General features: G+C 61.7%; 11 protein-coding genes and 1 tRNA gene. All 12 read right to left on the bottom strand.

Annotated elements, in window-relative coordinates; genetic code table 11:
* Window positions 1-483: 483 nt before the first annotated feature.
* Window positions 484-1,593: a redox-regulated ATPase YchF gene (gene ychF, locus ACOY6C_RS06980; protein ID WP_420904761.1), complete on the bottom strand. Its 1,110-nt coding sequence runs from the start codon at window positions 1,591-1,593 to the stop codon at window positions 484-486.
* The gene (pth, locus tag ACOY6C_RS06975; protein WP_420904760.1) at window positions 1,584-2,189 is read right to left on the bottom strand and encodes an aminoacyl-tRNA hydrolase; all 606 of its coding nucleotides are present in this window, start codon (window positions 2,187-2,189) and stop codon (window positions 1,584-1,586) included. The genes ychF and pth overlap by 10 nt, the downstream gene beginning before the upstream one ends.
* A gap of 116 nt (window positions 2,190-2,305) precedes the next feature.
* Window positions 2,306-2,899 carry a 50S ribosomal protein L25/general stress protein Ctc gene (locus ACOY6C_RS06970; RefSeq protein ID WP_420904759.1) on the bottom strand — a complete coding sequence of 198 codons (594 nt, stop codon included), beginning with the start codon at window positions 2,897-2,899 and terminating at the stop codon, window positions 2,306-2,308.
* A gap of 51 nt (window positions 2,900-2,950) precedes the next feature.
* The gene (locus ACOY6C_RS06965) at window positions 2,951-3,889 is read right to left on the bottom strand and encodes a ribose-phosphate pyrophosphokinase (RefSeq protein WP_420906096.1); all 939 of its coding nucleotides are present in this window, start codon (window positions 3,887-3,889) and stop codon (window positions 2,951-2,953) included.
* Between the two features lie 299 nt (window positions 3,890-4,188).
* Window positions 4,189-4,734, bottom strand: coding sequence for a hypothetical protein (locus tag ACOY6C_RS06960; RefSeq protein WP_420904758.1), 546 nt, complete (start codon window positions 4,732-4,734; stop codon window positions 4,189-4,191).
* Between the two features lie 158 nt (window positions 4,735-4,892).
* Window positions 4,893-4,968: transfer RNA gene (locus ACOY6C_RS06955), tRNA-Lys, on the bottom strand.
* A 167-nt stretch (window positions 4,969-5,135) separates the two neighbouring features.
* Window positions 5,136-6,020, bottom strand: a complete 885-nt coding sequence (gene cysM, locus ACOY6C_RS06950; protein ID WP_420904757.1) for a cysteine synthase CysM — start codon at window positions 6,018-6,020, stop codon at window positions 5,136-5,138.
* A complete protein-coding gene (locus tag ACOY6C_RS06945) occupies window positions 6,017-6,802 on the bottom strand; it encodes a M90 family metallopeptidase (RefSeq protein WP_420906095.1) in 786 nt (261 codons plus the stop codon). The genes cysM and ACOY6C_RS06945 overlap by 4 nt, the downstream gene beginning before the upstream one ends.
* Window positions 6,803-6,812: 10 nt before the next feature.
* The gene (locus ACOY6C_RS06940; RefSeq protein WP_420904756.1) at window positions 6,813-7,961 is read right to left on the bottom strand and encodes a disk-shape morphogenesis protein volactin; all 1,149 of its coding nucleotides are present in this window, start codon (window positions 7,959-7,961) and stop codon (window positions 6,813-6,815) included.
* Window positions 7,962-8,228: 267 nt separating this feature from the next.
* Window positions 8,229-8,675 carry a hypothetical protein gene (locus ACOY6C_RS06935; RefSeq protein ID WP_420904755.1) on the bottom strand — a complete coding sequence of 149 codons (447 nt, stop codon included), beginning with the start codon at window positions 8,673-8,675 and terminating at the stop codon, window positions 8,229-8,231.
* A complete protein-coding gene (locus ACOY6C_RS06930; RefSeq protein ID WP_420904754.1) occupies window positions 8,672-10,312 on the bottom strand; it encodes a type IV pilus assembly protein FimV in 1,641 nt (546 codons plus the stop codon). The genes ACOY6C_RS06935 and ACOY6C_RS06930 overlap by 4 nt, the downstream gene beginning before the upstream one ends.
* Window positions 10,313-10,429: 117 nt before the next feature.
* Window positions 10,430-11,263, bottom strand: coding sequence for a metallophosphoesterase family protein (locus tag ACOY6C_RS06925; protein ID WP_420904753.1), 834 nt, complete (start codon window positions 11,261-11,263; stop codon window positions 10,430-10,432).
* Window positions 11,264-11,513: the final 250 nt, after the last annotated feature.

Raw genomic sequence — 11,513 nt, 5'->3', positions numbered from 1 at the left:
GGATGGTTGAATCGTTGCAGGGAACCGGGGCGGGGCCGAAACTCCCCGGCGAAAATCGTTTGCGGGGGACCGGGGGCCGAAGGTCCCAGGCGGAGGTTCGGAGGCAGAGCCTCCGAGGTTTTGCCTATGATTTTCTCAAGCTTTTATCTTTCTTAATCTGTAACTATTCACCACCCCCTCATGCAAATTCACATTCCCCCGTTTCCCTGCGGTCAACGGGGGAATGTACAAAGGACGGCGCGCGCTTGCGCATTTTTCGCAAAAACCGCGAAAAATTCTTATCGTAAAAGCGCGCGAAAGGCAAAGTCAACGTCATAAAAGCCAAACCTCAGGGCTTCGCCCCGAACCCCACCGGGGGCGATAATCGCCCCCGGCCCCCCGTAATAGAGGGGGGACCTGAATCGTTACGTGCGTTTTTTGCAAAACGTCAAACCAGGGCAGCGACAGAACAGACTGCCAGAGGCGAGGCGGGTTGATCCCGCATCACACATTGAACCGGAAATGCATCACATCCCCATCCACCACCAGATAGTCCCGCCCCTCGACCCGCAACAATCCACGCTCCTTGGCGCCCTGCTCACCACCGGCACTCATGTAGTCCTGATAGGCGATCACCTCGGCACGAATGAAGCCACGCTGAAAGTCCGAATGGATCGCACCCGCCGCATCGTAGGCGGTTGACCCCTGCGGAATGGTCCAGGCACGGGTCTCCTGCGGCCCGGCGGTAAAATAGGTCATCAACCCCAACAGATGATAGGCGGAACGGACCATGCGGTCCAACCCGGACTCCTCCAGACCCAGATCGTCCAGAAAGGCACGGGTCTCCTCGGGATTCAACTCGGCGATCTCGGATTCGATCTTGCCACAGATCGCCACCACACCAGCCCCCTCGGCAGTGGCAATGGCACGCACCGCATCCACCAGCGGATGGTTTCCGGATTCCTGGGCCGTTGCCACATCGGTGTCCGCGACGTTGCACACATACATCACCGGCTTGGCGGTAAGCAGAAACAGATCCCGGATCGACTGCTTCTCCGGCTCGGTCAGCTTCTGACGCCGCACCGGAATGCCGTTGTCCAGTCCGGCCATGAGCGATTCGTACAAAGTGACCAGATCCTTGGACTCCTTGTCGCCGAATCGGGCCTTCTGCACGATGCTCTTGTGACGCTTCTCCAGGCTGGCCATGTCGGCGAGCATCAACTCGGTGTCGATGATGTCGATGTCACGGGCCGGATCCACCTTGTCGTGCACATGGGTGATGTCGTCATCGACGAAACAGCGCACCACATGGGCCACGGCCTCCACCTGACGAATATGGCCGAGGAACTGATTGCCCAACCCCTCCCCCTTGCTCGCGCCACGCACCAGACCGGCGATGTCCAGAAATTCCATCACCGCCGGAAGTTTCCGCTTGGGACGTATCAGAGCGGTCAGGGCATCCAGACGCGGATCGTTCACCGCCACGGTGCCCTGATTGGGCTCGATGGTGCAGAACGGATAGTTGGCCATTTCGGCGCCAGCAGCGGTCAAGGCATTGAAAATGGTTGACTTGCCCACGTTGGGCAGTCCCACGATGCCACATCTCACGGCCATGGGGAGTCCTTTTTACCTGGGGGTGCGGGAAGTTGGGAAAGGTTGTAGCGGTTCATCGCCCCGGCGAGATCGCCGTTCAGAATCAACGGCAAAACCGGGGGCAGGTAGGTCAACATATGGTCACGCAAGGGATGTTCGCCGGGCGAAAAGCCGGCCAGAACGAATTGGGCGGTATCCACACCCGAAGGGGGACGCCCGACGCCCAGACGAATGCGGGTGAAATCCGGGGATCCCAGATGCTGTTGGATCGACTTGAGGCCGTTGTGTCCGCCGTTGCCGCCGCCGACCTTCATGCGCACCTTGCCGCAGGCCAGATCCACGTCGTCGTGCAGCACGATGATATCCTCCGGGGTGAGGCGGTAAAAACGGGCCAGCGCGCCCACCGCCTCACCGGAGAGATTCATGTAGGTTTCGGGGATCAGCCAGAACACCCGCTCCCCATCGATGCGCCCATCCCCGAACTGTCCGCCGAACCGTTTGCCCCCGGAGGGGAACTGGAAATGACGGATCATTTCAAGGAGCAGATCCTGCCCCAGGTTGTGGCGCGTCCGGGCGTAGGTCGCGCCGGGATTGCCCAGCCCCACCAACAGCTTCACGTTCGCACCCCCGAGCGCATCCGGGATTCACCAAACCGGCATGATGGGGATCTTTTCCCCCATCTCCCACCCGAGGAGCCCCGACCCGGAGCCCCACGGAGTATTCATTCAGGCGCTCAGCCGGCGACCGCGTTCTCGGCGGCTTCGCCGTGGACACCCACCACCGTGACCACGGTGAAGTTGTCCTCGGCGTTGATGTGCACGCCCTCGGGCAGTTGCAGATCACGCACATGGATGGCATCGCCGATTTCCAGTTTGGCCACGGAGACCTCCAGGAAGTTCGGGAGATCGTCGGCGCGGCACTGCACCTCGACCTCTTTCTGGATCAAATCCAGCATGCCGCCGCCCTTGAGTCCCACGCAGATCTCCTCATCCTTGAGGCGGATCGGAACCTCGACCTGAATGATCTGGTTGGGATCGAAGCGCATGAAGTCCACATGCTCGGGCATGCCGGAAATCGGATGGATCTGATAGTCACGCAGCAGGACCGCGACGCGGACGTCGCCATCGATCACCATGTCCTGACGGTGGGTGCGCAGACCGGAGCCCTCGGTCTCGAGGAGCTTGAGCAACTCCTTCCGGTCCAGGGAGAGATTCCGGTTCTGCCGCGTTCCGCCGTAGAGAACCGCAGGAACACGGGCTTGGCGGCGCAAGAAGCGTGAAGCCCCCTTGCCGAGACCTTCACGGGTTTGTGCCTGAATGATCGCCATGGTTGAAACTCCCAAGAAAAGATGATCCAATCGAAACAGTATGCAAAAAAATCATACGAAGAGCGAACTGACCGACTCCTCGTCACAGATGCGTCGAATCGCCTCGCCGAGCAGGGGCGCCACGCTGCGCACCTCGATTTTCGGGCAGGACAGGGCCTCGGGGGACAACTGGATCGTATCGGTGACCAGCAGGCGGGCGAGCACCGAGGATTGGATCCGTTGCACCGCCACGCCCGACAACACGCCATGGGAACAGACGGCGGAGACCGACAGGGCGCCGTGGGCGAGGAGCGCCTCGGCGGCCTTGATCATGGTTCCGGCGGTATCCACCATGTCATCGACGATGATGCAGTGTTTGTTTTCCACCTCACCGATGATGTGGTGGACTTCGGCCACGTTGGGCGCCGGACGCCGTTTGTCGATGATGGCCAGATCGACATGCAACCGTTTGGCGTAGGAGCGGGCCCGCACCACGCCACCGATGTCCGGGGAGATGACCACCGCATCCTCGATCCCCCACTTGCGCACCGCAGCGAGCAGCACGGGGGTGGCGTAGAGGTTGTCCACCGGCATGTTGAAGAAGCCCTGGATCTGCCCGGCGTGGAGATCGAGGGTCAGGACGCGCTTGACGCCCGAGGCGTGCAGCAGATCGGCCACCAGTTTGGCGGTGATCGGGGTGCGTCCGGCCTCCTTGCGATCCTGGCGCGCGTAACCATAATAGGGGATCACCGCGGTGATCCGTCCCGCCGAGGCGCGATGCAGGGCATCGACCATGATCAGGAGTTCCATGAGATGGTCGTTGGCCGGATTCGAAGTCGGCTGCACCACGAAAACATCGCGCCCCCGGACGTTCTCGTCGATCTGGATGAAGATCTCGCCATCCGCGAACCGCCGGACCGTGGCATTGGCCATGGGCACCGAGAGATATTCGGCGATGCGGCGTCCCAACTCAAGGTTGGCGGTGCCGGAGAAGATGCGCATTTTTTCGATGGTCATGGGCCAGACAATCCGCGTCTTTTGGAGGGAATGGAAGGATCGAAGGCCGTTCTCCCGAACCGATCAGCCATTCCCGCCTTCAAAGGATCCACAAATCAGCAGATAATTATAGCGACCTGCCCCACCCGATGCAACCTCTTGTGTCGAATCCCCTGAAAATGCCCGACTCTGACCGCGCTCCAGCCGGCTCACGCTGCCACGAGCGGCGCAACCGGTCATCCACCCCGCGACCAGGCCAGCAGGCCCGCGTCAGGCCGACACGATGATGGGCCAGTTTGGCAACAAAAACATCGTCAGGATTGCAGGATCTCCCCCTCGATCCAGCCTGCATCCGGTTCGTGCCGCCCCTCTCCATCCATGACCTTGAACAGCATCCCATACGAAACCCGCCATCGCTCCCCGGTTCGGGTCACGACGGTGGCGGTCTTGGGGTTGAGTTGGACAAGGGTGCCATAGACCTCGCGGTTCTGACGATCGCGGTACCCAACCGCATCGCCGACCTTGAGTTGATTCTTGTCCAGTTTTTCGGCTCCGGACCCGGCATGAATATCGGTGTCCGCGCCCGCCAGATTGACCATATACAAGGGCAGGCGCCATTTCTTGCCACCCTCCTTGTCGCGCACATGAACATTGGTGCGTTGCACCTCTTCCACGATGGCCTCGGTCAGGCGATTCTGACGACCGTCGAACCAGGTGATCGTCATGCCGGGTTGCATGCGTTGCCGGACCCGTTGCAACCGGTCGGGCTGATCGAGCATGTTGTCGATCCCGACCCGCAGACGGTACAGATCGAAGAGACTGGCCTGTTGCAACGCTTGCAGAATCGATGAATAGTCCATGATTGGATCACCCCAGTCCGTTCAACGACCCAAAGCACCGCGCGTGAATCGCATCCGAACTGTCAGGCGGACTCAAACGCGGTCCGATGCCCCCAAACGCGCCCGCCCCCCAAAACAAAAAGAGCCACCTTGCAGGCGGCTCTCAATGTTTGAAATCATGGTGGGTCGTGTAGGATTCGAACCTACGGCCCGCTGATTAAGAGTCAGCTGCTCTACCAACTGAGCTAACGACCCATGATGCACTTATCGCGCGCAATCAATCCGCATATAGTATTGAAGAACGCGGATCCGGTCAAGAAAAAAAACACAACCCCATGCCATCCACTTCAATTCCGCCCACCCGACGCGCCCCCGTGCACCAGGCCCCCTTGTGACCGGCGCGCCCAGGCGGAACCGGTCGATCAGAACAACGTGCTGGAGAGATAGCGATCCCCACGATCCGGCAGAACGACCACAATCACCCCTGGTTCGGTCAACTCACCGGCCAGACGCAACGCCGCCGCCACCGCCCCACCCGCCGAATGGCCGGCAAAGATCCCCTCCTCCCGCGCCAGACGATGGGTGGTCTCCCTGGCCTCCTCCTCGTTGACATCCAGAATCCGGTCCACCCGCTCGGGCTGGAAGATCTTCGGCAGATACGCCTTGGGCCAGCGACGAATGCCGGGAATGCGCGATTCGGCATCCGGTTGCACGCCAATGATTCGCACCCCCGGATTGCGCTCCTTCAAGGCGCGCGACACCCCCATGATCGTGCCGGTGGTGCCCATCGCACTGACGAAATGGGTCACCTGTCCGTCGGTTTGCGCCCAGATCTCCGGTCCGGTGGTGCGATAATGGGCCCGCCAGTTGTCGTCGTTGGAGAACTGATCAAACATCAACCCCTCGCCCGCCGCCACCATCTCCCGCGCCCGATCGATGGACCCCTCCATGCTCCCCGCCTCGGAGGTCAACTCCAGATCGGCGCCGAAGGCCTTCATGATCGCCCGACGCTCCAGGGTCATGTTTTCCGGCATCACCAGGGTGATCTTGTACCCTTTGCGCGCCGCGATCATCGCCAACGCGATGCCGGTGTTGCCGCTGGTCGGCTCGATGATGCGCGCGCCGGGTTTCAGGACTCCCCGCTCCTCGGCACCGTTGAACAGACTCAAGGCGGCCCGATCCTTCACCGAACCGGCAGGATTGTTCCCCTCCAGCTTCACCAGAATCCGCGTACCCGCGAAAGGGGCGGTCATGCGGGTCAAATCCACCAGCGGCGTATGGCCGACACACGCTTCCAACGTGATCATCCTCTCCCCCCTTCGTTCATGCGCGTCCAAGGATCCTGACGAAAATAGATTTTCAAAAGTTCGTACACCTCCGGATACCCCTCCTTGAGATCCTCCGGCGCCACAAAAAAGGTTTCACACGCCACGGCAAAAAATTCGGCGGGCGCCTCGAGCGCATAAGGATCCAGAAAGGTCTCCTCGCGCCGCTTCTCGGCCTCCTCCAAACGTGCGAACGCCTCGGAAAAAACCCGGATCCACCGCGAAGAGGCGATCCCGGACGGCAATGCCGGCATGCCGTCAAAACCACCATTGCCGTGATCGAGCTGATGGCACATCTCGTGGATCACCACGTTCATGGCGTAATCCCATTCACCGGCCAGATCGCGTTCCAGATCGCGCCACGACACCAGCACCGGACCATGCGGCCACGCCTCGCCCACCCGAGGTCCGATGGGATGGACCACGCCAGCCTCGTCCGTTTCGGAACGGCGTGGCACGAAGGTGCGCGGATAGACGATCAGGGTTTGCCAGGTGTCGTAGGGATCGAGTCCCAACGCCAGTACCGGCAGACAGGCCACTGCGGCCAGCAACAGACGCTCTTTCTCGTCCAGTCGCGCGCCCTGGGCCAGATCGAGCCGCTTCTCATGCAAAAAGATCTCCGCGAGCCCACGCAACGTCCTCTGTTGCGACGCATCCAGCCCCGCGAACAGCGGGTAGCGTTCCAGGATTCCCTGCCATGTCGTCGAATCCGACGACATGGCAGACAGAATCCGCCGACGTCGAAAGGTGCGAAAGAGTCGGATCAGGGTCGGATCACTGTTTCAAGGCTTTGATCAGACACCCCTGGGCCACGCAGCTCAACGGGTCGCCGGCATAACGGACCTCGGAAAGCTCCAGAGGCCAGGCCACCTCCTCCACCTGGGAGCGGATGTAGTCCAGGAAACCGCCGGCCAGCGAGGTGCCGCCGGAGATGATCATTGGAATGCGATTCGGGAATCCAAGATCCAGATCGCGACGGTCCAGCTCCTGCAAGGCGCTCTTGACCACGTACTGGATGAGATTCTTGTAGTAGAAGCCCAGCGCCTCGCGCACCTTGCGCTCCTTCTTGCGCCCCATGTCGAAACGATCCAGATGGAAATCCTTCTCCTTGATGGCCACCACCCGGTTGGGAATGGTCCCCACGGCCATGGCCACGTTGTCGTCGATCCAGTCGCCACCGCGTCCCAGGGCGAACTCGAGCACCGGGATCGACTTGTAGACCACCGCGACGTTGGTCAGCCCCGCGCCAAAGGAGATACTGATGCCGGAGAAGTCCGAATCCGCGCACTCGGCGTAGATGATCGCCGTGGCCTCGTTGAGAGGTTCGGCCTCAAAGCCGATCTCGTTGATGATCCGCCCGAGGATGTTGCGGTGATAGAGCACGTTGGATTTGGAGTTGACCGGATCGCCGGGCACCGAATAGACGCATTTGCCCGGCTTGCCCCCCGGTTCGAGGGCGAGAAGTTCCCGGATCATCACCGCCAGGATGTCGGTGGAGTTGATATCTTCCGGGCTGATCATCCCCTTTTGCATCGAGCGGCTCAGACGATAGCCGAAGATGTTGGCGAAGTTATAGGCGTCGTGGGAGAGGATGAACACCCCGTCGTCGATGCGGGCGTGGCTGATCTTGGAGAGATCCATCCCCTCGATGTGGACATCCTCGACGGTCAGGAAGACGTTGCGCAGGCTGGCGATTTCGATCTTGCCCAGGGCATTGGCGCGGGCGCACACCAGGTTCATGGTGCCCACATCCAGACCCAGATGGGTCGGCGCGACACGCATCGGAGCCACGGGCCGGGCCGGTTGCGGGGTCTGGGCTGGAGCCGGTGGCGGGGCGGCGCTGGTGACGGGTTGCGGGGCGGCGGGCTGGACAGGTTGCGCGACCGGTTGGGTCGCGGGCGCCATCGTTTCGGAAGTGCTCATGCGCGGAGATTCCTTGGAATGGGATTGGATGATCAAGACACTCATGAAAGGTACCGTGTGTTTTCCGCGAAGGGGTGCCACGGGTGGAAAGGGTCGGGGGGCAATCCCCCATTTGGACGGTATATCAACGTTTCGATAAAGTCAACCCATCGCCCGGCGACGCGCCCCGTCACCAGGCAAAGCGCCTCATCAGGCATGCCGAAACGCCCCGCACCAGGCTTCGATAAAGTCAACCCATCGCCCGGCGACGCGCCCCGTCACCAGGCGTCAACCGCCCTCGCGCTGCATGGAGGCGAGCTTGCGGGCCACATCCTCGACGCTGCATTCCACGGTACGCCGGCCATGGGGCATCACGGCGCGATTCTCCGCCAGTCCGGCTCCATAGGCCGGAATGTACCGTTCCGGCTCCGGACTCTCGCGGATTTCGAAACGCGGGGTCGGCTCCTCCTCCTCTTCCTCGTCCAACCGTGTTTCGATGGTGGTTTCGAGTTTTTCCAGGCGCCCCTCGACCTTTTTCAGTCGCTCCTCCACGCCTCGGGACATGGCGATCAGCTTCTCCATGCGGCGCTCCTGGGATTCGAGGGGAATCAGCACCCCGACCAGAACCAGCAGCGCCAGGGAGGCCTGATAGATCTCCGAGGACAACCCCGTGGTGTAAAAGAGGGCGAATCCCAACCCGAGCCCCACCAGGATCCCGCGCAGCAGCTTGATCATTCCGCCTCTCCCCGTTTTGGATTCAAGGCATTCAACCGATTGACGTTCCGCAACAGATCCCCGTCATTCATCACCTTCTTCTCGGCGGCTGAGGATCCGCCCTCGAGCTTGCCGGGATGGATCGAGGGGATGAAGGGCATTTTTCGCGACTCGACCTCGCGGACCACTTCGGTGGCCAACTCCGGATACTCCCGGGCGGTCACGGCCAGGAGATGTTTGAGGCCATCCTCCTGGGCCTGCCGGTTCCAACGCCGTCCCAGCCACACCAGCACCCCGGCGAACGCCAGACCCAAAAACGCGAACAGCACTCCCAACGCCCCACCGCTCCGCGCCTCCTGGACGACATCACCACCGGCATGGCCTTGAACCGCCGAGGTCACCTCCCGTCCGGAGAGATCGCGCACCCCCTTTTCCAACACCGCCACCCGCTGCGCCAGGGCATCCTGATCGCCACGCGCCATCTCCAGGGAGGCGACGCGGGTATCGAGCTTGGCCTGCTGGGCCTGGTTTTGTTTGAGCACCTCGGTCAACTCGCCCAACTGCCCCTGCAACCGGACCAACACGTTCTCCAGACCGCCGCCGGCTGGCGGGGCCACGCTCTGCAACTGGGCGCGGGGCGGGGTGGTATCCGGCAGGATGATCACCGGTTCGTCGCGCCCGGAGGCGGAGGATTTGGCCTCTGAGGCCGGGATCCTGGCCGCTTCGGGGCTGGAACTGGCCAGCAGGGCGGTCTGAGGGGGCGGCGGGACGTTCTGGCCGGCCAGTGCCTGCTCCCAGGCCTTGGTGTGCGACAAGCACATGGCCCGCGCCCAACGATCCGGAATCGCCCGCGCCTCGGCGATCGACGGAATGGTGAGCATGCCGCCGGAGATCAGGTTGTTCATGTTGCCGAGCAGAAAATGTTCCGGGTTGCGCTCGTAGATGCCGGCCATGATCTGATAGATGGTCACCGAGCGGCTTGAAACCAGGCCGCGGGCGATCGAGGTCAGGGTATCCCCCTCCTTGACCGGGCCGTACTGTTTGCCGGCGGCGGGCGTCTCGGAGGCGGCCTGCCCCTTGGCCGGTCTGCCTCCCCCTTTCGCCTCGGACTTGGACTCCTCAACGCGCGCCTCGACGACCGGTCTGGTCTCGGCGGGTCTGGTCTCGGCGGGTCTGGTCTCGGCGGGCGGTTTGATCTCGCTTTTTTTCAACTCCACGCCGCTCCTGGCCTCGGCGGTGGCGGGCGGTTCCTTGTCGCGGCCCTCCGGCTTGGGCGCGGTGGAACCGGCGATGCGAAAGACCGGGAAGTTGGTCTGTTTGGAAGAGGTGACCCGCAGCAGAAGATCGAATCCCTTCGGGTTCAGGGGGGTGTCGGAGGTGAGACGGATGCGCGTTTCACCATCCTTTTCGAGGGTTTCGACCCGCACATTGTTGAGCATCTGGGCGCGATTGAGCCCCATGACCTTGTAATCGGCCTTGGAACCCACCTTGACCAGTTTGAGCTTTTCGCCCTCGGCCAGACGCAGGGGAATTTCCGCCTGGAATTTCTGGCCCGAAGGGGATTGAACGGCGATTTCTCCCACCGCGAACGACCAACCATCCATGGGCCGAAGGCCCATCAGGCCGATCAATCCCGCGAGAATCAGGCGCTTATCCACGTTGTCGATCCTTGCTCGCCAGTTCGAATGGTTCCCCAAGATGCGTTAAGGCGACTAGCATACCCTGGGAACCGACGCGCGACAAGTTATCATGTGGCAAGCTTGGCCAATCCGGGCTTACGTCATCAGGAAACGCTGGCTCTCCCCCTCCAGCACCAGACAGGTGAGGTGACCGGAATGATAGGCCCCGGTATCGATGCTGATCCGGTTCGAGGTGGTCATCGGGGTGGCCATCACCGTATGGCCATGCACGATCATCTTTTCGAACCGCCCTGGATAAAACAGGAACGGATCGCGAATCCAAAGCAGATCCGGCGGAGTCTGACGGTTGAGCGGAACGCCGGGTCGCACGCCGGCATGACAGAAAAAATAGTCCCCGATCTCGTGGCGGAAGCGCAAACCGGTGAAAAAGGCCTGATGGGTGGCCGGCATCGCCTCGAGCAACCGGTCGCGCAACTCGCGCATGCGCTCGTCGGCTGAGATCCGTCCCGGCACCCGCACCTGGTAGCTCAACGCCATGGCCATGCCGCCGTATTGGGGCCAACCGTGCCCACCCACCGGATTGACCAGAAAATCCTCCATTTCCGCCTCGTGGTTGCCCTTGAGGTAGATCGTCTCGCACCCGGTCAGGGGTTCGTCGAGCAGGATGTCGATCACCCCCTTGCTATCCTCGCCGCGATCCACGTAATCCCCCAGATAGATCACCACCCGACGCACGGATCCGGGCAGATCGGCCCAATCCGCCCGGATCATCCCGTGCAACTGGCGCAACAGATCCGCGCGACCGTGAATATCCCCGATCGCATAGACCCGCATTCCCTCAGGCAGGGACGGGGTGTAGGGCGGGAGGTGATCGTGATCCTCGACCCACTCCCCCGACTCGTCGTCGTCCTCGTCGTCATCCGTCATGGTCGGACGCCCAAGAAGCAACCGTTTGAAAAATCTAAACATGCCTTGTATCACCCTTCCGTCAGATACCCGATCCCGTTCCAACCCTTCGTCTCCGATCGTCTCCCACCCGGCTCTTTTCGGCAATCCCCGCTCCGAACTCAAGCGCCAAGAACCGGTCAATTTCTCCACCCCGGCCCGGCAAAATTTGCCGCCCAACCCCTGATCAAACTCACGTCAACGCGCATGGAATCACAATCGCCACACCCGGCACGGAGATTGCTTTTTCCCAAACCAGGCCGTTCCCATTGCC

The sequence above is a fragment of the Candidatus Magnetaquiglobus chichijimensis genome, assembly GCF_045865675.1.
Taxonomy (GTDB): domain Bacteria; phylum Pseudomonadota; class Magnetococcia; order Magnetococcales; family Magnetaquicoccaceae; genus Magnetaquiglobus; species Magnetaquiglobus chichijimensis.
The sequence above is the reverse complement of the archived record's forward strand: the minus strand, read 5'-3'. Positions and strand labels throughout refer to the sequence as shown.